The sequence below is a fragment of the Streptomyces noursei ATCC 11455 genome, from assembly GCF_001704275.1.
GTDB classification, from domain to species: domain Bacteria; phylum Actinomycetota; class Actinomycetes; order Streptomycetales; family Streptomycetaceae; genus Streptomyces; species Streptomyces noursei.
The window spans coordinates 1,721,332-1,744,049 of the sequence record NZ_CP011533.1; the positions used below are offsets into that span (position 1 = coordinate 1,721,332).

General features: G+C 68.2%; 20 protein-coding genes. 8 read left to right on the forward strand and 12 right to left on the reverse strand.

From position 1 onward, the window contains the following. Positions 1 to 97: 97 nt before the first annotated feature. The 8 genes from SNOUR_RS07220 to SNOUR_RS07255 all read right to left on the reverse strand — a co-directional run bounded on the left by SNOUR_RS07220 (position 98) and on the right by SNOUR_RS07255 (position 6,635). Positions 98 to 1,867, reverse strand: a complete 1,770-nt coding sequence (locus SNOUR_RS07220) for a relaxase/mobilization nuclease domain-containing protein (RefSeq protein ID WP_067344797.1) — start codon at positions 1,865 to 1,867, stop codon at positions 98 to 100. After that, positions 1,867 to 2,532, reverse strand: coding sequence for a MobC family plasmid mobilization relaxosome protein (locus SNOUR_RS07225; protein ID WP_067344798.1), 666 nt, complete (start codon positions 2,530 to 2,532; stop codon positions 1,867 to 1,869). Before SNOUR_RS07225 ends, SNOUR_RS07220 begins: the two co-directional genes overlap by 1 nt. Further along, positions 2,529 to 2,753, reverse strand: coding sequence for a hypothetical protein (locus SNOUR_RS07230; protein ID WP_067357825.1), 225 nt, complete (start codon positions 2,751 to 2,753; stop codon positions 2,529 to 2,531). Before SNOUR_RS07230 ends, SNOUR_RS07225 begins: the two co-directional genes overlap by 4 nt. A gap of 102 nt (positions 2,754 to 2,855) precedes the next feature. Then, on the reverse strand, positions 2,856 to 3,902 hold the full coding sequence (locus SNOUR_RS07235; protein ID WP_067344799.1) for a DUF2637 domain-containing protein: 1,047 nt from the start codon (positions 3,900 to 3,902) through the stop codon (positions 2,856 to 2,858). Next, complete coding sequence (locus tag SNOUR_RS07240) at positions 3,899 to 4,465, reverse strand: WhiB family transcriptional regulator (RefSeq protein ID WP_067344800.1); 567 nt, start codon at positions 4,463 to 4,465, stop codon at positions 3,899 to 3,901. The genes SNOUR_RS07235 and SNOUR_RS07240 overlap by 4 nt, the downstream gene beginning before the upstream one ends. Positions 4,466 to 4,583: 118 nt before the next feature. After that, the gene (locus SNOUR_RS07245) at positions 4,584 to 5,291 is read right to left on the reverse strand and encodes an ATP-binding protein (RefSeq protein ID WP_067344801.1); all 708 of its coding nucleotides are present in this window, start codon (positions 5,289 to 5,291) and stop codon (positions 4,584 to 4,586) included. After that, positions 5,291 to 6,307 carry a hypothetical protein gene (locus SNOUR_RS07250; protein ID WP_067344802.1) on the reverse strand — a complete coding sequence of 339 codons (1,017 nt, stop codon included), beginning with the start codon at positions 6,305 to 6,307 and terminating at the stop codon, positions 5,291 to 5,293. Before SNOUR_RS07250 ends, SNOUR_RS07245 begins: the two co-directional genes overlap by 1 nt. A gap of 1 nt (position 6,308) precedes the next feature. Beyond that, positions 6,309 to 6,635, reverse strand: a complete 327-nt coding sequence (locus SNOUR_RS07255; protein WP_067344803.1) for a transcriptional regulator — start codon at positions 6,633 to 6,635, stop codon at positions 6,309 to 6,311. A 426-nt stretch (positions 6,636 to 7,061) separates the two neighbouring features. Between SNOUR_RS07255 and SNOUR_RS07260 the strand changes: the two genes are divergently transcribed. Then, on the forward strand, positions 7,062 to 7,928 hold the full coding sequence (locus SNOUR_RS07260) for a helix-turn-helix transcriptional regulator (protein ID WP_312632088.1): 867 nt from the start codon (positions 7,062 to 7,064) through the stop codon (positions 7,926 to 7,928). A gap of 52 nt (positions 7,929 to 7,980) precedes the next feature. On the opposite strand, the gene SNOUR_RS07265 is transcribed toward SNOUR_RS07260, so the two are convergent. From SNOUR_RS07265 to SNOUR_RS07275, 3 genes are read right to left on the reverse strand one after another with little or no spacing between them, the layout of a single operon-like run. Then, entirely contained in the window at positions 7,981 to 9,174 is a 1,194-nt protein-coding gene (locus tag SNOUR_RS07265; RefSeq protein WP_067344805.1) for an amidohydrolase family protein, read from the reverse strand. Beyond that, on the reverse strand, positions 9,168 to 10,313 hold the full coding sequence (locus tag SNOUR_RS07270) for an MAB_1171c family putative transporter (RefSeq protein ID WP_067357828.1): 1,146 nt from the start codon (positions 10,311 to 10,313) through the stop codon (positions 9,168 to 9,170). Before SNOUR_RS07270 ends, SNOUR_RS07265 begins: the two co-directional genes overlap by 7 nt. After that, a complete protein-coding gene (locus tag SNOUR_RS07275) occupies positions 10,313 to 10,945 on the reverse strand; it encodes a hypothetical protein (protein ID WP_312632089.1) in 633 nt (210 codons plus the stop codon). The genes SNOUR_RS07270 and SNOUR_RS07275 overlap by 1 nt, the downstream gene beginning before the upstream one ends. A 650-nt stretch (positions 10,946 to 11,595) precedes the next feature. Between SNOUR_RS07275 and SNOUR_RS07280 the strand changes: the two genes are divergently transcribed. The 7 genes from SNOUR_RS07280 to SNOUR_RS07305 all read left to right on the forward strand — a co-directional run bounded on the left by SNOUR_RS07280 (position 11,596) and on the right by SNOUR_RS07305 (position 18,586). After that, the gene (locus SNOUR_RS07280) at positions 11,596 to 13,011 is read left to right on the forward strand and encodes a helix-turn-helix transcriptional regulator (protein WP_067344806.1); all 1,416 of its coding nucleotides are present in this window, start codon (positions 11,596 to 11,598) and stop codon (positions 13,009 to 13,011) included. 73 nt (positions 13,012 to 13,084) lie between these two features. Then, on the forward strand, positions 13,085 to 13,492 hold the full coding sequence (locus SNOUR_RS07285) for an acyl-CoA thioesterase (protein ID WP_067344807.1): 408 nt from the start codon (positions 13,085 to 13,087) through the stop codon (positions 13,490 to 13,492). 130 nt (positions 13,493 to 13,622) lie between these two features. Next, positions 13,623 to 14,399 (forward strand): class I SAM-dependent methyltransferase, encoded by a 777-nt coding sequence (locus SNOUR_RS07290; protein WP_067357833.1) that lies wholly within the window; start codon positions 13,623 to 13,625, stop codon positions 14,397 to 14,399. Further along, positions 14,396 to 16,747: an SUMF1/EgtB/PvdO family nonheme iron enzyme gene (locus SNOUR_RS07295; protein ID WP_312632090.1), complete on the forward strand. Its 2,352-nt coding sequence runs from the start codon at positions 14,396 to 14,398 to the stop codon at positions 16,745 to 16,747. The genes SNOUR_RS07290 and SNOUR_RS07295 overlap by 4 nt, the downstream gene beginning before the upstream one ends. Continuing rightward, positions 16,630 to 17,055, forward strand: a complete 426-nt coding sequence (locus SNOUR_RS48145; protein WP_312632091.1) for a formylglycine-generating enzyme family protein — start codon at positions 16,630 to 16,632, stop codon at positions 17,053 to 17,055. Before SNOUR_RS07295 ends, SNOUR_RS48145 begins: the two co-directional genes overlap by 118 nt. Next, positions 17,052 to 17,312 carry a hypothetical protein gene (locus tag SNOUR_RS07300; RefSeq protein WP_067344808.1) on the forward strand — a complete coding sequence of 87 codons (261 nt, stop codon included), beginning with the start codon at positions 17,052 to 17,054 and terminating at the stop codon, positions 17,310 to 17,312. Before SNOUR_RS48145 ends, SNOUR_RS07300 begins: the two co-directional genes overlap by 4 nt. Further along, positions 17,309 to 18,586 (forward strand): hypothetical protein, encoded by a 1,278-nt coding sequence (locus SNOUR_RS07305; protein WP_067344809.1) that lies wholly within the window; start codon positions 17,309 to 17,311, stop codon positions 18,584 to 18,586. Before SNOUR_RS07300 ends, SNOUR_RS07305 begins: the two co-directional genes overlap by 4 nt. Positions 18,587 to 18,723: 137 nt before the next feature. Here SNOUR_RS07305 and eccCa read toward each other — a convergent pair whose 3' ends face one another. Continuing rightward, on the reverse strand, positions 18,724 to 22,710 hold the full coding sequence (eccCa, locus tag SNOUR_RS07310; RefSeq protein WP_067344810.1) for a type VII secretion protein EccCa: 3,987 nt from the start codon (positions 22,708 to 22,710) through the stop codon (positions 18,724 to 18,726). Positions 22,711 to 22,718: the final 8 nt, after the last annotated feature.

The following is a 22,718-nucleotide window of genomic DNA, read 5'->3' on the forward strand; positions in this document are numbered from 1 at the left end:
GGGCCTTCTCTGTTCATCCGTAACAGCCGGTAGAACGGGTTGTCCAGAGGGTTTCACGCAGCCCGGCAGGCCCGTGATGGGCCTGCCGGGCTGCTGGTCAACGGCGCGGCGGGCGATTGCGCGGGTCCGGAGCGGCGGGACGTGTCGCTGTCGAAGGTGCGGTCCGGATGCCGGACCGAGTGGGCACATTCTTGACGCGGCCGGTGCCGGCCTGCGGGCGGCGGGCCGCATCGCCGGGGTGCGCGGGGAGCTGGGCGAGTCGGCGCAGTCGCCAGACCAGGACGTCGTTCACGTCGTCGGCGGTGTCGAGTTCGCGCATGTCAATGGCCTCCTGGAGCAGGACCTTGGGGTCGTGGCCTGCTTGTTCGGCCTGGGCCAGCGTGGCGGCGAGGGCGTCGGTGTTCGTCGAGGCGTCGGCAGGAAGCCCGCTGGCGGGAAGGACTGCGCGGATGGTGGTCTCGTACGCACGGCGCTCGGCATCGGGCAGGGCGCGGCCGTGTTCGTGCAGGGCTTGCATGGGTGCGGTGGCGGCCTGGCGGTAGGCGGCTCGCAGGTGTTCGGCGGTCTGACGGGAGGCTTCGGCCTGCTGGGCGTGACCGCGGGCGGAGTGCCAACGGGCGGCGGCCAGGGCGACGAGGACCAAAGTGGAGACCAGCATGGCGGTGGTGCCGCCGTCCTCGCCCCGGCCGAGCGCGCCGCCGGCCTGGATGATGCCCCGGGCCGCCGAGCGGATTGCCCGGGTGTCGGCGCGTTCGGCACGGACGTGGCTGCGGGTGGCGCGTTCGAAGGATCGGGCGGCGGCACTCAGCTCGGCGCGGGTGGCGGCCAGGGAGGTCTGGGCGACCGCGTCCAGGAGTTCGCCAACCCCGACGAGTTGGGCTGCGGCTTCGTCGTCGTCGCTGTCCAGCAGGATCGCGGCGCGCTCGGCGATCCCAGCGGCGGCGCGTCGTCCCCGGGCGGGCGGCGACCAGTCCGGTCGGCCGCTGGCGGCGCCCGGAGGCATAGCCTCGTCGACAGTCCCTTCGGCCAGGCGACGACGGATCTTCGGCAGGGAGAGGTCAGGGGCCAGCTTGGAGCCGGGAAACCAGATCGGCTGGCCGTCGCGGTTGCGGTCGCCGGGCAGTGCGACGTTGTAGCCGATGGCATCGCCGGACGGGGCGTTCCGGATCTTGACGCGCAGGCCCGCGTCGCGCAGCCGGGTGAAGAACTCCTCTTCGCTGGCGGCTCCGGCGATGGCTTGGCGGACGGCTTCGCGGAGTGTCTCGCGCGGAGCCTCGGGGCGGCCGGTGCGCTCGGCCTTGAAGCGCTCGGCGCTGGTGGGAGTCTTGGCTCCGGTGCCGTCGCCGGGCTTGAGCCGGCGCAGGCCCATCTCGTCTTCGATGCGGCGGCATTCGGCCTGGGCCTTCTTGAAGTCGTAGTTCATCCGGGGGCGGCGCAGGTCGCCTCGGACCATGGTGGCCAGGATGTGGATGTGGTCGTCGGCGTGGCGCACCGCGACCCAGCGGCAGCCGTCCGGATCGCCTTCGGGGGCGAGGTTGACGGCGTGAACCAGGCGGCGGGCGACGGTGTTCCACTCGGCGTCGGTCAGGGTCCGGTCGCCGGGGTCGGTGCGGACCGAGCAGTGCCAGACATGCTCGGCCGGGGCCTTGGTGCCGGCCTGCTTGACCCGCAGGTCCAAGGCGGCGGCGAGCCGGGCCAGGGGGACCTTGGGGTCGGGGTCGGGGCTGGTGTCGCGGCCGGGGTCGGGTGCGAAGCCGTCCCAGCTCCCGACGAGGTGGGGGTCAATGTGCTCGTCGCGCTTGCCGGGGCCGTACAGATAGACGAGCAGGCCGTGGGTGCGTGAGCCGCGTCGGATCTTGGGAACCATCAAAGTCGCTTCTTCACCAGGGTGTCGGCCGTGTCGTCGATACGCGCGAGGAGGCGGGTCAAGGTCGTGAGGGCGTGGTCGAGTTCGCCGGGGCGGGGCTGTCCTCCGGCGTTGTAGACGTAGGCGATCTGGTTGATGTTGTTGCCGATGCGGGAGAGGGCGGTGCGCAGGGCGGCCAGCTCGTCAATGGCGGCGTCGAGCTGTTCGTTGGCGTGCACTGTGGTCGAACCGCGGGCGGCGGCGAGGCCGGCGGCGGCGAGGAATCGGGCGACGGTGACGGCGCGCTGCTTGGCGGCGGCGGTGATCTCGGTCTTCTCGGCCTCGGAGAGGCGGGTGGTCGTCTTGTGCGTGCGCTCGCTGGGGTTGCGGGTGCGCCGGCGCGGTTTGCGGTCGGGGAACGCTGGCTGGCTGGGGCTCGGCTGCTCGCGCGGGGCGCGGTTGTCTGCTTCTCCCTCTGCGACCGGCGCCCCCTGGTGCCGGGAGTCCGGCTGGTCCCTGTGCGCCCTCGCTCGGGGACCAGCCGGACTTCCTCCGCTCTCCTGGGCGGAGGCAAGTGCGTGCGACGGGCCGTAGGACCGTCGTATGCGACAACTTGCTCCGCCAGGAGCTGTGTTGAGGTCACGCTGCGGTCCGGGCGTGGTGACCTCCGGGTCGTTGGCGTTCACCGCCTCGTCTCCGCGTCCTGCTGGTGGATGTCGCGGACGACTTCCTCGATCCAGTCCATGGCCAGGACCGGGTGGTGCAGGGTCCAGGGGCGGCTGTGGCGGCGTCGTTGCACGGTCCAGGTGTTGTTGGGTCCGGATTGGGCGCGGTGGAGGTGGCCACGCTGGTGCAGGACGGTCAGCCAGGAGTCCACCTCGGCCGGTGTGGCGGGGTTCGTGCGCATGGCGGTGCTCTCCGGTTCGCTTCGGGCGGTTGTGAGGTGCGTGTCCGGGGGCGGGTGACCGGCCGAGGTGTCCGGCTCGGTCACCCGCCCCGTGGTGTCCGGTCAGTTCCGGGAGGAGGTGACCGGCTGTCCGTGCTGCTCGCGGAGCTGGACCATCAGGGCGGTCAGCGTGTCGCTGGACAGCGGGATCTGCTGACCTCGGATCGCCTGGGCGACCACCTTGCGGGTCAGCTTGTCCTCGGCCCTGACCGCTGACCGGGCGATCTCCAGCAGCTCCTCGGTGTCCGGGTCAGGTCGCCGGTCACCGGCCGTCCGGGTGCCCGGGTCAGTGACCGGCGGGACGCTGTGCGGGTGACCGGTGACGGGCTCGGTGCCGGCCTGTCGGTCACTGACCGCCGGGAGGGTGTCCGGCTGTCCGGCCAGGTCAGCGGCTTTGGGCTCCCCGTCGTGGTGACCGGTGTCCGGGCGGGTGGCGTCCGCCGGGGCGCTGTCCCCGGTCAGTGTCCGGGTGCCCGGGTGGCGCTTGTCCAGAGAGGGCCGGGGCCGGTTGGTCAGGGCGCTGACCGGCTCCCCGGCGCTGACCTGACCGGGCTGGGGCTGGGACTGACCGGCCCGGTCAGTCCGAGTGACCGGGATGCGCTCGGGCTGACCGGCCTGACCGAGGTGACCGGCCTGACCGAGGTCATCGCGGTCACTTCGGTCACCGCCCTTGACCAGCCCCCGGGCGATGAGGATGTACAGGTGGACCGCTCCGGCCAGGGCGAGCGGGGCGATGGTGGAGAGCACGGCAACCACCGTGTCGCCGAGCCGCAGCCCGGTAGCCGAGGCGTTCTCCTCGTTGAGCCTGACCGCGTGCAGCGCGTTGGCCCAGATACTGGCAGCGGTGGCCGTGCCGAAGAGCGTCCAGACGTAGAGCCTGGCGCGCAGTGGCGCATTGCGGAGCACCACCAGGGCCCGTATCCCGTAGGCGATGAACCCGTCGATCACCAGGGGGAAGAGGTAGGTCAGGAAGCCGCGGACGTGGATGGCGACGGCCATCTGCTGCAGGGCGTCGTAGGACAAGGCGCATCCGGCACCGCCGAGGGCGATGACGACCGCGCGGTCCCAGCCGGTGATGTGCGCCGCCTTCGACGCGCTCGCGATGTTCACGCCGCCGTCCCGAAGTCGTCGCGGCCCAGGCGCTTACCGTCGGTCCCGGGAGTCGTGGCGGTCTTCGTGGTCTGGTTCAGGTCTCGGTTGCGGATGGCGCGACGGAGCTCGCGGTACAGCTTCTGGGCGTGCTCCTCGCTGATCTTCAGAAGCCAGGCCAGGCGCTGCTCGGTGAGGCCGTGTCGGAAGGCGGCCAGGACGACCGCGCGCCGCTCGGCCTTGGTGAGGTGGACGTCGCGCCCGGCGACGGTGGCGTTGACGCGGCTGTAGTCGAGGCGGTTGGCGAGCTTCTCGTGCAGCGGCTCGCGCTCCTCCTCGGTCATCCCGCCCCGGATGCCGTGGGTGTCGCCGCCTTCGAGGGCTGCGTCCAGGCAGGTGCGGCGGACCGGGCACTGGCCGCAGAGCGACTTGGCGGCGGTGATCTTGGCGGTCTCGTCCGGCTCGGGGAAGAAGATTTCGGGGTCCACCGGGTTGTACTCGGTGCTCTGGCAGACGGCCTGGTCCTGCCAGGTGTGGTCGCCGAGCGACCGGTGGCGGGCAGGGCTGATCGTCGTGGTGGTCATGCGGGTTGCTCCGATCGCTCTCCGCGCGCAGGGGCGTCGGCGGAGGGGGTGCGCTGGGTCGGGAGGTGCATGGGGCGGCGCTCTGGGGGCGCGGCCCGGCGTGGCTGCCTGCGGCAGGTCAGGCGGCGGTGCGGTGGCGTCTGCGGTCGACCGGCTCGAACTCGACCCGGGTGGTCATCTGCGCGAGCCTGCTGGTGACGCGGTCGCCGAGGTAAGCCCGGAGGTCCTTGATCGCCAGGTTGGTGGTGACCAGGGTCGGGAGCATGTGGTTGTACCGGCGGTTGATCAGCCGGTACGTCACTTCCTCGACCCACTCGGACGCCTTGGCCGCACCGAGGTCGTCAATGATCAGCAGCGGGCACCGGCTGACGGCCGCCAGCTCCCGCTCGCTGTCCACCCCAGGCCGGGGGCGGAGATCCGCGTACAGGTCGGCGGCGGTCGTCGCGCGCCAGCGCACGCCGACGCCGCTCTCCACCAGCTGTCGGACCGCGCCGTACGCCTGGTGTGTCTTACCGGCGCCGACCACACCGGCCATCAGCAGGCTCGGGCCCGTGGTGACCTGTCGCCGGGCTCCCAGGCTGGGGGCGACGGCCTGCTGGGCGACGTCCCGGGCCCAGGCCAGGACCTGCGGGTGGTCGGCCACCGCGACCTTGTAGCGCGGGGGCATCCCAGCCGACATGGCGTCCAGCGGAGAGAAGGGCTCGGGCTCGTCGGCCAACGCGGCGGCGGTGACTGGAGCGATGTTGCGGGCGGCCAGGATCCGGGCCATCCGGTCCAGGGTGCCCTCGCTGCCGAGGGTCTGCGGGTCGCGGGTACGGGTGCGCATCACAGCTCCTCGGCGTAGGCGGCGGCAGCGTCGACCGGGTTGGTCCACGCCTGGTGAGCGGGCACGGTAGGCCGGATTCCCGGCCGCGCCAAACCGGCGGCCGGTGCGTTCATCGAGTCGTTGACCAGGCTCGGCAGCCGGGAGGGGTGGCCCTGGATCTCGGTGAAGCGCCGCAGCCCGGCGCGGACGTGCTCCGGGGCGATGCCCTCGCCGAGGAGCTTCTTGGTAATCCGTCCGACGTGGCCGATCACGTCCCCGGGCGGGCGCTGGCCGCACGAGGCGATGTACTCGCCGATCAACTCCTTGGCCGAGACGCCCGCGTCGGGCGCTGTGCGCCCCGTAGGGAAAGAAGATCCAGGATCCAAGATCCTAGATCCAGGCGCCGAGCCCTCTCCGAAGGTTCGGGGAGTGTTCGGGGAGCCCTCGGGGAATGCTGCCTGACCTGCGGTTTCCCTGCTGTTGCGATCAGGGGTGTCGGCGACTCCGACGAGGGCGTCCTGCTGGGCAGCGGGGGCATCGCTCCGGGGTGCGGGAAGCTCCGGGGCGGGCAGCGCGGGCTGATCGAGGGCTCCGGGAGTGTTCGGCGAGGTGTCGGCGAGCCCTCGGGTAGGGGTGGGCGACACCTCGGTGCGCTTGGTGCAGGTCCCCTTGCAGGTGCCGCACCGGTCCGCGTGGTGCTGCGGGCAAGAGGGCAGGCGGGACTGACTCCGCTTGTCGATCTTCTGATGCTCGAACCAAGTCACGATGTGGAGGTAGCGGCGGCCATCGCAGCCGGTGTAGCGGCAGATCAGGCCGGCGTTGGCGAGCTGCTGGAGGTCGTCCTCGACGTGGACCGAGGTGTGCTCGGCCCGCAAGGGCCAGAGCAGTCCCGCGATGATCGCGGCGTTGTCGCGGTGGCGACCGTGGTCGTCGGCCTGGGTGAGGAGGCCGAAGAAGGTCCGCTCCGCCTCGACGCTCACCTCGGCGAGCGACTCGGAGAAGAATGCCTCCGGCTTGATGGTTCGTATCCGAGCCATGTCAGCAGCCCCGACCGGCGGCTATCAGGTCACCGCGGGTGAGGGTCGCGCTGGCAAGGTCGAAGGTGTGCGGCCGTGTCCAGTCCGCCTCCGGCCAGACCCGCAGGACCCAGCGGGCTGCGACCCTGGCGGTCGTCCGGCCCAGCTCCATGGTCTCCCCGCCCCCGTCCTTGACGATGGCGTGCGGGTGGGGCCAAGCCTGCCTCGGGTCGTTGAGGCTGACCCTGATGGTGGCCGCGCCCGGAATCATGTCGGCGAGCTGGGCGGCGAGGCGGTGCTGGCGATCAGTGTCCGGGCAGGCCGGGGTTCCGCTCGGCATGGCGAGCATGAGACACTCCGTTGTTCGTAGGAGTGCGGTGCGGCGGTTCTCGTGCAAAAGCCCCGTCGCCCCGCGAGATGTGAATCGGCGCCCCCTCGGGGGTGCCAGCCCGGCGCTTGGGAGTTGGTAGCTCCCGGGCGCCGGTTTTCGTTGCATGGCCGCTTCACGGACCGTTCGTTTGCATCGCCCCGCCTCCTCCCTGGCCCGTCTCTGACCGGCGTCTCTTCGTAGGCCGTACGAGGAGGTGAGGCTCTCCCTCTCCCTTGCGCGAGCCCTTCGGCGGGCGCACGGCCTGTCAACCGAGGGATGCGAATCTCCTCGTTTTTCGGTAGTCTGAAGCTACCTTGATTCACGCGAAAGGTCAACGGTCCGAAGTTTCTTCGCTTCGCACAAAGATGGGGTCTCATGCCAGCTCGACGCTTCGATAGAACTCGCATGCGCGCGGTACGTCGAGTCGCCGAGATTTCGCAGTCCGACGTGGCATCTGCCCTCGGTGTTGCAGACTCGACGGTGGCAGGGTGGGAGCTGGGCACAAGCGTCCCGGACCAGGAGAAGTTGCCCGCCCTCGCCGGGGTGCTCAAGAAGCCATTGGACGAGCTGTTCCCCCGCGACGGTTTGCCTGACCTCACCGACCTGCGATGCGACGCTGGCCTCTACCGGTACGAGATGGCGGCGGTCATCGGCACCAAAAGCGACGGTCCAGTGGCCGGTGCAGAGAACGGCATCCGGCGCCTGAAGGACAGGTACCTGCCTGGCCTGGCGGAGGCATATCGCGTCACCGTGGACGAGGTGAAGCGAGCACAGGAACGGTCGCTGGCGAAGGCTCGCGGCGAAGAGGTGGAGGGCGAGGCTGCCGCCGTCGCAGCGGCCCAAAAGCCGCCCCGAACGATCGCTGAGAAAATCACCTTCCTCCTGGAACGCTCATACCCCAAGGGGACAGCACCAGGAGACGCAGAGATCGCTAAAGCCGTGAACGCCTACGCCGGGTCGGAGGTCACCACGGCCGACAAGGTCGAGGCCCTTCGAATGGGCACCGGCGAAGCCGGGGCCCCCACCCCGGTCATCTTGGAAGGTCTCGCCCACTTCTTGGGCGTCTCGCGACTGTATTTCGAGCCGGACGACGCTGTGGCCCGGCAGGTCTACGAAGGGCTTCGCCTGTTGTCGGCGGCCAAGCAGGGAAAGGTGGGTCGCGTCCGGGCTCGCGGCCTCGGCGCGGAGGGGTTGCCAGCCGACGTCCTGGCACTCCTGAACGACCTCGCAACCGAGTTCGAAAAGAAGGCCGCGCCCGACACCAACGAATAGTGCCCTGTTCCCAAGGCGCGAGAAGTCTCGGGAACAGGGCATTGAACAGCTCCTACTCGGCCGCTGCGTTGGGCTCGTGGCGCAGGCCGGAGGCGAAGACAGCCCGGACTTCCTTCAACGCGTCGAGGTCCAAGAGCGGGTCTCCGTCGACGATGAGCAAGTCTGCGCTGTACCCCGGGGCAATCCGACCCGTCACCTCACCAAGCCCCAGGGCGCGCGCCGCGTCAACGGTCGCCATCTCGATGATCCGGCTGTTCGGCAGCCCGAGGTGTCGGTGGAAGCCGAGGCTTGAGGCCAGCCCGTCGAACCCGGCACGCCCCACCCCGGCGTCCGTGCCGGCGATCTGGCTCACCCCCGATTCCGTGACCTGCCGGGCCATGGCGACCAGGGCCTCGGCGCGCTCGGGGCCGAAGATTTTGGGCAGCATGGGCCACTGGGGGCTGACGGTGCGAGAGACGAAGATGCCCTTGTCGATGATCTGGGCCAGCACCTCCTCGCGCACCTCGAAACCGTCGCGGGTCATCCACGTGCAGTGCTCGATGGTGTCCACCCCGGCGGCCACGGCGGCGGCGATGCCGTCAGCCCCGTGGGCGTGTGCGGCGACGGGCAGCCCGGCCTGATGAGCCTCCTGGACGACGAACGCGAGTTCTTCCGGGGTGAATTGTGTCTCCCAGCTGGCCGGCCCGCCCTTGGTGAGGCCGCCACCGGTCGCCATGACTTTGATGACCTTCGCGCCGGCTGCGATGTTGCGCTGGATGAGGTCGCGGATCTCGTCCTTCCCGTCGACTTCACCGCCGAGGAACCAGCAGTGCCCGCCCTTGGTGGTCAGCGGACGTCCCGCGCAGATCAGCCGCGGGCCCACGGCGGAACCGTGCGCGATGGCGTCGGCCAGCTGCAGCGCGAGGCCGCTTCCGTCGCCCAGATCGCGTGCGGTGGTCACACCGGTGCTCAGCAGCTGCTCGGCCCGGCTCGTCATGTCGCCCAGGAGAGCGTCGTCGTCCCGATCGCGCAGCGTGGCGACCGGGTCGGTCCCGCCGTCGAAGCAGAGGTGGATATGTGCGTCGATCAGGCCGGGCAGCACCGTGGAATGGGGAAAGGCCATCTGGGCCTCGCCGGGCTGAGCTTGGGATTCCACCTCTGCCCGCCGACCCGCAGCGATGATCGTGCCACCCCGGATGAGGACGGCACCGTCTGCAATCCACCCGCCCGCGGTGCCGGTGAGGACTCGTCCAGCGGTGATCAGCACCCTGTCTCCCTTCCGCTCCTGGCTCCGCTGCGCAACGCCTGCGACAGCGCGACCAGCTGCTGTACATCAGTGTCCCGATCGCCGTTCTCCGGCACGGCCAGCGGGACCGCCCGGTCCGAGACCGGTGCGCCGTTCGCGAGGGCTTCCACGGCGGCTCGCAGATGCTGGGCCAGAACCTCGGGGCAGGCCAAGTCCACGATGGCGCCCTCGTGCCCGCGGCCCTGGAGGCGCGTACTGATCTGCACCAGGCCGTCACGACATTCCACCACTCGGCGGTGGTAGCGGCGATGTACGCCCTTTGCCCTCCAGCGGTCACGCCATGCGCCACCCGGGGGCGTCAGGACACTGTGGGGATATGCCTGGCACAGCAGCCGCCACAGCGGCTCCAGCTGACGGTGGATGCGGCGGTGCTCACGCCATACCCGCAAGGCCGCCAGCCGCGCCATCACGCCCGGAAAGGTGAAGCCGAAGGCGACCAGCGTGAGCGAAGCCATCAACGTCAGCGCCACAGCGACAGTCAGCGCCTTGGGTATGGCACCACCCTGCCAGCGGACGATCACGAAGACCGCGTTCACCGCGCACACGACGGCACCACCGAGCAGCCCCACAGCCGCCGCCCACAGCCCCGTGGACACCGGACGCTGGGACATCCGCGCATACCGCCGAGTCCAGTAGGAGGCCGCAGCCAGCGCGTAGAGCAAGTACAGGCCGGCCGCGACGTAGAACGCGGCGACCTGGGGAACGGTCATGTCCGCCGTCCCCACGCTGCCGGTCAGAGCGGACCGGGGGGCGGCCAGGGCCGCGACGCTGATCACGCCGACGACCACAGCCAGGGCCACGCCCTCAAGCCGCGCCCGACGCCTGCCCGCGCGCTCGTCCGACGCCGCGTACAGGTAGACACACATCACGAAGTACGCCGCTGCGAGAAGCAGCACATTCTGCACCAGCTTGCCCCACCCCGGCCCCGCGACCGTCTCGAAGCCGGGCCCGACCGGCGCGGCGACGAGATAGGACGCAAAAGCACACGCCAAGCACAAGCACACGCTGCGCTGCGAGGGGTTGCGCGGGTCCTTCAGCAGCTGGAACAGCCTCCAGGCGACGGCGATGGCCAAGGCGGCGAAGACCAAGATGACCACCATCACAACCACCCCTCAAGGGCACCGAAGGTGCGGTGGAGACGGCGCACCGACGGGTCCACCGACGTGCAGGACGTGACACGGTCCAGCACCGAGGCCCAACCCAAAATGATCGTCGCGACGAGCTCTGCCTCCTGCTCCTGCGCATCGTCATAGGTGCAGCGCCCCAGCGCCCGGCGTATGGCGCTGGGCACGAGTCCGGCGATCAGTGCATGCCACTCGTCCACGCGGTCGTCGCTTTGGTGGTCCGCGAGAATATGGCCGATCTCGTGCAGGATGATGTGGTCCTGGTGGAGCTTGGTCGTTTCCTGCTGGTAAATGATGATGTCGACCATTGAGGTCTCGAACCACAGCCCCGACGGCCCTGGCTGCGGCAGGGGGTACGCCCGAAGCTCGATGGGACGCCCGCGCTTCTCGCCGAGCGCCTTGCACAGGGCCTCCACACTCAGGGGAGGCTGAACGTCAAGCTCGCGCAGTTCCTGCCGGATGCGACGCTGCAGATCGCTGTCGACCGCACGCTTGCGCCAGGTACGTCTTGGGCGCCGCACCGCGGCCACGGGCTGCCTTGCGTCGGCACCCGCGCCCTCGCCGTGACCGTCGGCCTCCGCCGTTCCCTGGACAAGGGCATTCCACATAGCTGTTCCTCATACTCATGGCTTCCCCGCAGCCGATCTTGCGATGCACTGGGGCGAGGGGCGTCAGTGCCCCATGACTGCGCCTCCATCGACGGGCAAAAGAGCCACGGAGATGATCTTTACTCGACCCCGCACGCCTCATGCCGCAACTGTTTGTCGAACCAGCCGGTACGAGGATTTAAGTCAGACACCAAGAGGGCGTCAACGGCGACCTTATGCCTGATTTGCGTGGATAGATCGCTCGGGTGACGAGCGCCCACGAGGGCGCCTACGAGCCCCCAATTGCCTTGCTTTACAAGCGGAATGAGAGATTCTGGCGGATTGGAGGGTGGCTCCACGATCGCGGTCTAGACCGGCTGCGATGGAGGGAGGTGAAAACCGGCAAACATTTGCCGGTCCTGCGATCTCCATCGCGGCGGGCGGGAGAGATGCCCCTTTCGCACACAATCCCCCGCCGCTCCGCTTGAAATGTTCAATCCTGAACGGTGACATTCTCCGCAGCGTGTGGCCAGTACCACAAGTACACAAGATCGCAAAATCTTGCGTATCGTCTACCGCGAGACGCAGGGGGGCCAGCGATCGCGCTGCCCCCTCTTTTTCATGCCCGAAAGCAGGCGTCTCCCCGAAGCGAGGACACGACAGGAGGGCTGATGGTCGCGCAGCGGCGGGCCGGCAGCGGCAAGGGCTCTGCCGGCAAGAGGACTGGCCGGCCCACCGGAGTCGCCGGGCAGTACATGGGGTTCGGTGCGATGCTCAAGCAATGGCGCGAAGCCGCCGGCCTCACACAGCGACCTGTATGGCGGGCCCTGGGCATCAGCGAGCGCACGTACCGAGACATCGAACACGGTGCGACGCCTCGGTTCTCGCGGGTTCAGTGCGATGCTCTGGCAGAGGTGCTGAAGCTCGACGACGAGAAGCGCCACGCCCTGCTGCTCCACAACGTGGGCACATATCTGCGGACCGCACCCTCCGAGGAGCGCCCTGATGTGAAGCCGGCGCTGAGGCTGCTTATCGACCGGCAGATGCCCAGCCCCACCTATCTGTGCGACCGCAACTGGAACATCCTCGCGTACAACGAGGCCATGGCCGAGCTGTGGCCGTGGGTGATGGAGCCCCGGGCCAATCTGATTCGCTGGGCCCTCACGACCGCCGAGGGGCGCGCCACTTATCACGACTGGCACAAGCACGCCACGGTCTTCGTGCGGATGCTCCGGTTTGCGCTCACTAACCAGCGTAACGACTCGGACCTGCTGGAACTGATCGAGGACGTCAGAAAGAACCCCGAGGTACGGCATATCTGGGATTCGGACGACGGCATGGTTGAGCACCGCGATGGCCATGTCTTCTTGGCCAGCGTGCCGACACTGGGCTGGAAGACGATCGAGATCGTCAGCCATGTGGCATACCCCGCGATCATGCCCGACTGCCGTTTCGTCGTCATGACCTGGGTGGAGGCGGAATCAGACAGCCAGCGGGACGCGCTGGGCGGTATCCGCAACGCCTGGGTCGGCGAGACCCACAACACACCAGGCGAGCGACACCGGGCTCAGGAGCGGATCGCGGACGCAGAGAGACTCCGCGCCGAAGATGTTCGCACCGCTCGCCTCGTGATGGAAAGCGCCGATGAAGCCGCGGCGCGGGCCGGCACGGGGGGCATCCGTCTGCCTGCCCTCAGCCGCCTCCTGGGGCCCGACTGTCAGCTGACTCTCTCGCCGTCCAAGCGCACTGTGATCTGGGCCATCGAAGAGGCGCCGGGAGCTTGGGGCGCAAGCGAAGTGGCGCCCTCAACAGTGATCGCCCGTGTCCCACGGGGAACTCTGCCGCCGGAGGCACGAGCAGAGATGAAGCAGTTGATACGCATCGCGTTGCCCGCACCCCGCGACGCCGCCGACTCCCACATCGAGCTGCTCCTCGGCGAACTCGATGAGGAGCAGCGGCTCCTTCGCGAAATCCAGGAGGACTTGTCTGGGCACGACCACATACAGCCCGACTGCCGAGACATGGACAGCCAGGTCTATGAGCTGCGGCCCGGCCTGGCGCAGCGCGCTCTCAGGCCGGGGGCCTAGCCAAGGACACGGCGGCGAGCTTCACGCCGCTGCGGCCCCTGTGACCCTTCCGAACTGGTAGAAAGCCCTTTCCGTGCACAGCTACATCTACCCCTGCCCGCTGCGCTGGGCCGACGCCGACGCTTACGGACACATCAACAACGCACTGTTCCTCCGGTACATGGAGGAAGCACGCACCAGGATGTTCCGCGAAGTGCTGCCCGCGGACGAAGTGGACCGTCGCCGGAACGCATTCGTGGTGAGCCGCGCCAGCATCGACTACCGAGCCCCTCTGCACTACCGCGAAACGCCCATCGACGTACACGTCTGGGTTACACAGCACCGGGCCGTCTCTTTCGAGCTGGCCTACGAGATCCGCGACGCCGATCAACTGTACGTCGAGGGCACGACTACGATCGCCGCCTACAACCTCGACACGGGTCGGCCCCGCCGCCTCTCGGAAGCCGAGCGCGCATTCCTGGCCCGCTACACCGTGTCCTGATGCCGCAGGTGGTGGAGCCGCTCCGGGGACCGCCGCTCTGGCTGAAACTGTGGCTGATTGGTTGCATGGAGTTACGGGAAGAGTAGCCTGACCGGGGGCTAGCAGGGCCGTGTACCCGGGCGGGGGGACTGTGGAACGGCGGGATGTTCAGGGACATTACGAGCAGCTTGCTGCCGAGTACGACGAGCATTGGGCGTATGGGCCGCACTACATCACCTGGATGTCTGCACGCATAGCCGAGTCCCTGCGTCTGTCTTCTGCTGACCGAATCGCCGACATCGGCTGCGGCACAGGGATGTTCGCACGCGAGGTGGCGCGGATCGTAAACCCGGAGCATGCCCTCCTCTGCGTGGACCCGTCAGTGGCGATGCTGCGCCAAATCGGCACCCCACCGCCCGTCGACTTGACTCCGATCGTAGCCTCGGCGGAGGGCATCGCCGTCGGACACGTCCAGTTGCCGTACGGGCAACTGGATGCCATCTGGTTGAAGGAGTCGGTACATCACGTCACCGATCCCGCCGCCACCCTGCGTGGCCTGGCCAATCGGCTTGCTCCCGGTGGTCATTTGCTCGTGGTCATGCTGCCGACAAGCATCGAGTACCCGCTATTCCAGGCGGCGCTTGACCGTTTCGCGGAACTCCAGCCCGACCCCGAACTCATCGTCGACCACCTACGGGCGGCCGGATTGCGCCCCCAACTTCGTTATGTGGATTACCAGTTACGCCTCGACCGCGAGAAGTACATTGGGATGGTTCGGGCCCGCTACATGTCAGTGCTCTCCATGTTCAGTGACAGCGAGATCAAGAAGGGAATCGAGGAGATGAGAGCCGCGCATCCGGAGCCGGTGCTCGCCTTTCCCGACCGCTTTGCCTTCGTACTGGGCGTGAAACCGGGTGAAGGGCGATGAACATGGTGGTGGACGAACGACTGCAACGGCTCCGCAACGAACTCGACGACCACTCCCGTGTCGCCGACCGCCTCGGTCTCGATCTTGAACGTCCCTTACGCAGCCTCAATGATGGCTATCCAGAGAACGCGATCTCTCTCGTTGGCAAGCTGACGGAGAAGCTCCTCAAGGAGCTGTGGCGACACCACGGCATCGAGGGCGACCCATCGGGCCGAACCCTCAATGACCTGGTCAAGCGGTGCCAGCCGCATATCCGCAGCAGTACCGTCCTGAACGCGCTGGATGACATCCGTCGTCTGCGCAACCGGTCCACGCACGACGGCTACGACATCTCCGACGAAGACGGGCTGCTCGCGGTACGTCGACTCGTCGACGTACTGGTCTGGTTCACCAGTACCAGCAGCTCCGCCTTGCTGGGCGGAGAGCCACACATGGATCCCGAGGTCGCCCGGCGCTGCGAGTTCCTCGCCGGGCTGTACATCACCCTCGGCTACCGCCAGGCCAAGCGATTCGTCCTTACCTCCAACACCGTCTACCAGCTCTTCTGCCGTGAATCGGGCATGCGCCTGGAGTACGTCGAGCTGATGGTCTCGCAAGACGTTGACGATCTGCGTGCCGTACTCACGTCCAACGACGGTGAGTTGCTGCGCACCCGTCTGCCCAAACTCACCCGCTTCGTCATCCTTGATCAGGCCGGTGAGGACGAGGAGTTGCCCGGCTCCATTCGCGAACTGCTCGGTCGCGACTACCGGCTGGTGCGCTACGACAGCTTCATCGACAGGCACGTCGACCTTGACGCCCACCTGGCCGGCGTGACCTCCGCGGACTGTGCCGAGCCACGCAGGGCCGTCACCGCCACTGTGCTGTCAACCGATGCCCGCACGGGAGAGTCCCTCATCCAGACAGCCGAGGACGCAGCCACCCTCCTCGGCCGCCTTGCCCGTGGCCAAGCCAACGTTCTGATCACCGGTCGTCCCGGCAGCGGCAAAAGCACGTTGCTCCGGACACTGGCCGCGGACCCCGACGCACGGCGCTTTCGCTTCTACTTCGACCTCAGTCTCAAGCCGAGGGGCGAGACCTTCCCCGAATACGCTGCACGCCTGCTGTCCCCATGCATGACGGCGGACCGCTCCCACGCGTACGACCTGTTCCTCTACCTGATCCGGTCCGGCTCTGCGTTGTGCGTCCTGGACGCGGTTGACGAGGGTGTGGACGAAGCCAGCCCAGCCGGCTTCCTGCGGCTCTTTGCTGATCTGGCCCCTGTGCTCTCCGCTGAGTCCACTGTGGTCATGAGCTCGCGGGTCTCGTTCCTCGCCGACTCCCCCCAGGTCCGCCAGCTGTTGGACAGTTGCGCCGCCCGATCCGAGCAGCTGGTCGAGCAAATGTACGCGAACGGAGTCGACCCGGCCCGAGTACCGCACTTCCACCTGGTACGGCTCGCGGACCCCGATGCCACGTTCCTGGAGATGCGGCTGACCGCCTTCCTCCAACCTGCCTCTCCACAACCCCTCGACGCGTTGCTCGGCGCACACATCACGAAGACCCTCGCAGACCACGGTCAGGCCGATATCGAAGAGCGCCTGCCCGCAGTCTTCGGCAGGGCCTTCCTCGCCGATCAAACGGTCTTCTCCCTCCTCGACCTGCACCGCGACCTTGGTCCCGGCGCCTTCACCGACGGTCGCCTCGAACTCGACAGCTGCGCGCTCGCCCCGTTGTTGCGGCCGGCCGGTCCTGACCGGGTCGCCTTCGTCCACACCGCCTACCAGGAGCTGCTGGCTGCCCGATTCCTTGCCACGCCGAGCGGTCGTGAAGAGGCAGCAGAGCTGCCTGGAGGTGCCTTCATCACCGAGCAGGTGAGAGCCTTCCTCGCCCGCACATCGGCAGTTCTCCCTTCCGACGATTGCCTACTTCCCGCGGGGGTCCACCTCGTCGGACCGGCCGAACGACTCTTGTTGCGCCGCGTACGACACGCAGTCCGATTCGACCGCCACGCCGTCACGGTCGGCCGCTACCGCCGCTTCCTCGACGCCTTGCGGCCCGATGGCACCTCGCCCTGGGACCACCCCGACCAACCGGACAACGTCACCCACACCCCCTGGGCCGACCGGCTCCGCGAATCGGATTATTACCGCGATGCCCGCTACGACGACTACCCAGCCATCTGCGTCAGCTGGTGGAGCGCCTTCGCGTTCGCAGCCTTCGAGGGCAAGCGCCTGCCCACCGCACTGGAATGGGAGGCCGCAGCTCGCGGCACGGACGGCCGACTCTTTCCCTCTTTCCCTGGGGTGACGCATCGGACGGCGCGCCGGTCAACTGTGCTGATACGTGGGTCGGGCATCCCGTGGTGACCTTCCACGCCTGGCAGCAGGAGTTCGCCCAAAAGGCACTTCGCCGAGCCTGGGTCACCCCGGTCGGCAACAGGGCCGCGAACCGCTCCCCGTACGGCATCACCGACATGGCGGGGAACGTGTGGGAGTGGACCTCCACCAGCCTCGATGACGCAGGCGAAGCGGTCATCTGTGGTGGCAGCTACGACAATCCGCTGCGCGCCGTGCAAGCAAGCAGCAAGGGCATCTACCGGAAACGTGGCTGCAGTAACGCGGTCGGTTTCCGTTGCGTACAGGACCTCACCGACCCAGAGGCGGCCATCTCATGAGCGACGCGCGGCACGGCATCATCGTCGACCGCCGGCCCAGTGGCGGAGGACTGACCGGCGCGGTCGGCGCCTTCATCGTCCAGGACGAGGCGGACGGTGGCTACTACACCTTCGACTACACGCAGATCGTCACCGAAGGCTTCCGCACCATCCGCACGGGTGAGCGCGTACGGTTCCATGCGTCCGCAGACCGCCCCGGTGGCGCCGAGTTTGTGGTCCGGCTCGACCAGCCCGACCCTGCGGAGTACTACCGATGACCGTTGAGTTGGAGGCCATCGCCGGCGCGCGACAGATCCTCGTGGTCGTGCTCCCGGTACGGTTGCTGCGCACCCCGGACTGGCCGGAGGGGCCCTTCCCCTTCGAGGTCGGCAACAGACGGACGGATGCGGCCACCCGCGCGACCTACTTCGCGCCCGCCTCCGCCAGAGTGCTGTACGGATCGACTGGGCGCCCCTGTCGCTGGCATCGGACGATGTCAATCGTCCACGACGGGCTGCATCTGCAGGGCATGGAGCTGCTGCGTACCGCCACGGGACGGAGCCACGGACACGCTCTGGCGGTGCTGCACTTCACCGTGGACAGACCACTGCTTCCCGTACTGCGAGCAATAGGCCACCGGCCCGACGCCGGCCCCGACCCACTCACCGGCCCGTTCGCGCCGCAGCAGCTCTTCGGACAGGTGGCCGAGGTCCGCGACGCCACCGACGCGTCAGCGATCACCCGCCCGTACACCATCGCTCTCCTCACTCCCAAAGCCCACCACACCCCCGCGCTTCGATCTGAGCCCACGGCAGCGCTCCCGGCCACCGCCGACCACTGGCTGTGGCAGCTGGCATCCCGTTCCACACCACGCGACTTTCCTCTCGCTCCGGAATCCGCCGCCGACGAATTCGATCAGGCTGTGCGCATCTCCGCCGACTGGAGTGCTCTGGTGCTGCGACACAGCGCCGCATTCCTCGGTCATCGCCCCGACGCCGGCGAGGGCGACTTCTACGACTTCGCAGCCTTGCATGCCCGTACGGTCTACCTCGACGCCCTGTTACTCGGAACGCTCCAGCGTGACCACATCGACCGACTCACCGACGAACTCTCCGGGGTGTTCGACGGCCCGCTTCTTTCCGTCCAGGTCGGTTGGTTGGAGAGGAACATCGCGCACTTCCGCAGTACTTACTGGCGCCAGCACCTGACCGCACACGGTCCGGCGAACGAGCTGCTTCTTGCCTTCCAGACTCAGCACCGATTGCCCCAGCGATTCGCGGAGATCCTGGCCGAAGCCGCGGACTACAGCCGACTGGCCCAGAACCAGGAAAGCCAGCAGATCAGCGGCGCTCTCGGAGTTCTCACCATCCTCGGCCTCCCGCTCGGCACGGCTCTCAGCGTCCTCCAGGTCCTCGGCGACCAGTCCGCCGCCCACCTGTTCGTCGCCCTCGGCCTGTCGATCGCCGCCACCGCCGGAGCCCTCACCACTCGGTACGGGCGCCTCGTCATCTCCTCCCTCCGGGGTGGTGCCGGCCCTGAACCGCCCGCCTAAAAGCACACCCGCACTTGGCGAGCAGCCGCGAAGGGCTCTTCGTCGGAGTCGCGGATCAACATCAGCGGGGAGTCTTCGAGTGGCCCATCAGGGCACTCAAGGGGGCTGCCAAGCGAGCGGTTTACAGTCCCCCTGACTCACTTGGGGGCAGACCAGCCGATTTGGATGACCCGGGGCCGCTGCCGCGGAGTGACCAATTGAGCCCGCCCGGGCGGCATGCGCTCAGCTCTCGTAGTGCCCACCAGCGGCCCCTCATCGGGGTTGCCCGACAAAATGGCACCCGCGGCTCCGAGCTCTTTGAGGCGTCGGGTGACCGGGTCGAACGAGGTGCGGGCTGCGCCAGCGGTGTTGCGGGCGACGATGATGCGGAGCCCGATGTCCCGGGCATAGGGAAACAATTCCGCCAGTGCTTCGAGGGGGTTGCCGGAGGGGAGCGCGACGAGGTCGTAGTCGTCGATGACGATGAAGATCTCGGGGCCGTGCCACCAGCTGCGGGCGCGCATCTGCTCGGCGGTGACGTCCTCCGTCGGCATCCGGGCTTGGAGGATCGGGACGAGGCGCTTCAGTCCGTCTTCGAGCGAGGCTGAGGCGGGAGCGTAGTGCAGCACGTGGTCCTCGGGGAGCTGTCCGTGCAGCCCGCGTCGGTAGTCGCCCACGACAGCCAGAGCTTCATGGGGCTGGTGCCGTTCAGCCAGTCGCCGTGCGAGCAGGCGAAGCAGCGCTGACTTGCCGGACTCGCTTTCGCCGTAGATGACCAGGAGCGGATCGGTGTCGAAGTTGAGATAGACCGGCGCGAGCGCTGTTTCGTCGAAGCCCACGGCGAAGCCGAGGTCGGGTGTTTCGCTGGCCTTGGGGAGGGCGTCGACGTGCAGGCGGTCGGGGAGCATGCGTACGGGTGGGCACACCGGGCCGTGCCAGTGGGATGCGACGGCCGCGATCAGCTCGGTAGAGCTGTGGGCGTCGTCCGTAGGGTCGTGCGTGGCGTTGGGGAAAGTGGCGTGCGGCAGTGCGGCGACGTAGTGCAGGCCGCCTTGGGCGAGGCCGTGTCCGGGCCGGGTGGTGGGCACGTTGCGGGCGCGTCTGCGGTCGTGTTCGGAGTCCAGCGGGTCGGCCATCCGAAGTTCCAGCCGGGTGCCGAGTTGGTCCTTCAGGTCAGGGCGGATCTCGTTGTACCGCCCGGCCGTGAGGACGAGGTGAACGCCGTAGGCGAGGCCCCGAATGGCCATGGCCTCGACGTCGGGGATCAGCTGCTCGTGCTCCCGTTTGAAGTTGCTCCAGCCGTCGATCACCAGGAAGACGTCGCCGAAGAGGTGATCGGGGTAGTGCCCTACAGCCCGTCGTCCGCGGTAGGTCCGGATGGAGTCGATGTGATGGGCCCGGAAGAACTCCTCCCGCTCGTCGAGGATTTCCCGCATCTCGGCGATGGTCCGTCGCACCTTGGCCGCATCCAGTCGGGAACAGACACCCCCGACGTGCGGGAGGCCGGCCAGGGGCGAAAGGCTGCCGCCACCGAAATCCAGGCAGTAGAACTGCACTTCGCGGGCCGTATGCGTCAGGGCAAACGCCATGACGAGGGTGCGGAGCAGGGCGGACTTCCCCGACCGTGGACCACCGACCACCGCGGCGTGGCCCTGTGAGCCGGAAAAGTCGCAGTGAAGGGTTTCGCGGCGTTGCTCAAATGGCACGTCGGCGATGCCCAGTGGGACGACGAGGGACATCTCCCGCCACTCGACCGGTTGCAGGCCCCGTTCGGAGGTGACCGTGAGCGGGGGAAGCAGATCGCCGAGGGAAGGGGACTCTTCCAGCGGGGGCAGCCAGACCTGTTGTGCCGCCGGTCCCTGGTCCCGGAGCCGCTCCACCAGGATGTCCAGTACGGAAAGGTCTGTGCCGTCTCCGTCTCGCGGTGCCTCATCTTCGCTGATCAAGCACGCGTCGGCGTCCTCGACGAGGGACTCGGCAGTGAACAGCATCGGGGTGAGGTCTTCCCGACGGCCGGAGGCGGTGGTGCGCTGGGGGCGGTAGGAGCCGGAGACGTATGCGGCCTTGAACTGGGTCAGGGCTTCCGTTCCCTGGCTCAGAAGGCCCGCTCCGGGGACGTTGGGCAAGTGGTATGCGTCGGCGACGCCGAGGGCGATGCGGGATTCGTCGGCCGAGAAGGTGCGCATCACCAGTCGGTAGGAGAGGTAGGTGTCCAAGCCGCGCAGCCGGCCTTCGTCCACCCGCTGCGAGGCGAGCAGGAGGTGGACGCCGAGCGAGCGGCCGATGCGTCCGATCTGCAGGAACGTGTCGATGAATTCGGGCCTGGCCGCCAGCAGTTCGCTGAATTCGTCGAGGATGATCAGCAGGGTGGGTAGTGGCCGGAGTGGCGCACCTGCCGTCCGCGCTCGCTCGTAGGCGGCGATGTTGGCGAAGTTGCCAGCGGTGCGGAGCAGTTCCTGGCGACGGAGGAGTTCGCCGGAGAGGGCGTCCTGCATGCGGTCGACGAGGGTGAGGTCCTCGACGAGGTTGGTGATGAATGCGGCCACGTGCGGTAGGTCGGCCAGGCCGGCGAACGTCGCGCCGCCTTTGAAGTCGGCCAGGATGAAGTTCAGCGTCTCGGACGTGTGGGTGGCGGCGAGGCCGAGGACGAGGGTGCGCAGTAGCTCGGACTTGCCGGAGCCGGTGGCGCCGACGCACAGGCCGTGTGGCCCCATGCCTCCCTGGGATGCCTCCTTGAGGTCGAGGACGACGGGCTTTCCGTCACCGTCCACGCCAAGCGGTACACGCAGGCGGTCCTGCACGAGGTGATGCCTCGGCACCGGGTCGAAGGTCGTGGGGTCCGCGATGCCCATGAGCTCGGTGAAGCCGAGGTTGCCCAGCAGCGGGTCCGCGTCCTCGTCGTCGCTGGTCCGCAGCGGGGAGAGGGCGCGGGCGAGTGCGGTGGCTTCGACCGCGCTGAGGGTGTCTGGAATGCCCGCGTAGGTGGAGCCGGAATTGGAGACGAGGATCAGGGTGTTCTGCTCGACGGCCATACCCGGTCGGCGATCGACTCGACGTGCCCCACGTCCGGATGTACGGCGCTGTCGCTGCCCGTCGATGGCCGTTTCGAGTTCGATGACGGTCACGCCCTGGAAACCGTCCCGGTCAAATGGCCACGGGAATGTGATTGTGGGGCCGGGGTCCAGGAGGATCACCACATGGGCTCGGTCGAGCAGGGGCTGGGCATCCGCATCCCAGGCGGGGCGCGTGGAGAAGTCCTCGGCAAAGTCCTCTTCGAGGTCGTCGAGCGAGGAATAGATCAGTAGTCGTTGGGTCCGTCGACTGTCGGCGGCTTCCCGCTCGGTGGCACGGGCATGTGGCAGCCACTTGATCCACTCCCATTCGGCGACCGTCCCCGGAGCCGTTACGACTGCGATGCGCACATCATCTGGTGAGTGCAGCGCCGCCAGTTGGCAGACCAGCGCCCGGACCGTCCCCTGGACGGTGTCGGTATCCCCTCTGATCGTCAGTCGCGGAAATGCCCGCAGGGACAACGCCAGGGGCAGCTCGTCGAGGTACTCGTACGCCGCCACGAAGTGTCGCAACGCGTGCGCGGACAGCGGCTCCCACTCCTCCGCCGGCTCCGCCCGCGGCACGATGAGGCGGGTCGCGAGAGTCTGCGGACCAAGTCCCACGCGTACTTGGGCGAAGTCGTCGTCGCCAGATCGGCGCTCCCACAGCCGGGTGCGTTCGGCGATGACCGCCCAGAGCTGTGCCGGCTCGGGGAAGGTACGGAGTTCGCTCAGCCGCTGAGCGCGTGCAGTGTTCCGTGCCTCCTCGCGAGTGCGGGCCAAGTACTTCAGGTATTCCTGACGCGCCGCGTGAACACCTGGCGACGAGCCGCGCCAGCTACGGACGAACTGGCCCACCCCCGTAACGGCGGCGAAGATGAGCATGATGCCGCCCGTGATCTTCATGAACGGTGGTGAGCCGGGCAGGAAGAAATACACCGCCATGCTGGCCATACCCGCTATGGGCAGCAGTGTTAGGACGACGGATTCGCGCTTGTGCTCCGGCAGCACAGGCGGCGCCTTCAGACGCAGCTCATCCTGGGAATAGCCAGGGTGCTTTGCACGTGGAGGGCGCTTGACGGTGACGGTTGCCAACGGGACCC

What these genes read in the sequence shown, in the direction of transcription:
- SNOUR_RS07220 (WP_067344797.1), bottom strand. Translation starts at nt 1,867, where the DNA reads ATGGTTCCCAAGATCCGACGCGGCTCACGCACCCACGGCCTGCTCGTC.
- SNOUR_RS07230 (WP_067357825.1), bottom strand. Translation starts at nt 2,753, where the DNA reads ATGCGCACGAACCCCGCCACACCGGCCGAGGTGGACTCCTGGCTGACC.
- SNOUR_RS07240 (WP_067344800.1), bottom strand. Translation starts at nt 4,465, where the DNA reads ATGACCACCACGACGATCAGCCCTGCCCGCCACCGGTCGCTCGGCGAC.
- SNOUR_RS07245 (WP_067344801.1), bottom strand. Translation starts at nt 5,291, where the DNA reads ATGCGCACCCGTACCCGCGACCCGCAGACCCTCGGCAGCGAGGGCACC.
- SNOUR_RS07250 (WP_067344802.1), bottom strand. Translation starts at nt 6,307, where the DNA reads ATGGCTCGGATACGAACCATCAAGCCGGAGGCATTCTTCTCCGAGTCG.
- SNOUR_RS07255 (WP_067344803.1), bottom strand. Translation starts at nt 6,635, where the DNA reads ATGCTCGCCATGCCGAGCGGAACCCCGGCCTGCCCGGACACTGATCGC.
- SNOUR_RS07260 (WP_312632088.1), top strand. Translation starts at nt 7,062, where the DNA reads ATGCGCGCGGTACGTCGAGTCGCCGAGATTTCGCAGTCCGACGTGGCA.
- SNOUR_RS07270 (WP_067357828.1), bottom strand. Translation starts at nt 10,313, where the DNA reads ATGGTGGTCATCTTGGTCTTCGCCGCCTTGGCCATCGCCGTCGCCTGG.
- SNOUR_RS07275 (WP_312632089.1), bottom strand. Translation starts at nt 10,945, where the DNA reads ATGTGGAATGCCCTTGTCCAGGGAACGGCGGAGGCCGACGGTCACGGC.
- SNOUR_RS07280 (WP_067344806.1), top strand. Translation starts at nt 11,596, where the DNA reads ATGGTCGCGCAGCGGCGGGCCGGCAGCGGCAAGGGCTCTGCCGGCAAG.
- SNOUR_RS07295 (WP_312632090.1), top strand. Translation starts at nt 14,396, where the DNA reads ATGAACATGGTGGTGGACGAACGACTGCAACGGCTCCGCAACGAACTC.
- SNOUR_RS48145 (WP_312632091.1), top strand. Translation starts at nt 16,630, where the DNA reads ATGGGAGGCCGCAGCTCGCGGCACGGACGGCCGACTCTTTCCCTCTTT.
- SNOUR_RS07300 (WP_067344808.1), top strand. Translation starts at nt 17,052, where the DNA reads ATGAGCGACGCGCGGCACGGCATCATCGTCGACCGCCGGCCCAGTGGC.
- SNOUR_RS07305 (WP_067344809.1), top strand. Translation starts at nt 17,309, where the DNA reads ATGACCGTTGAGTTGGAGGCCATCGCCGGCGCGCGACAGATCCTCGTG.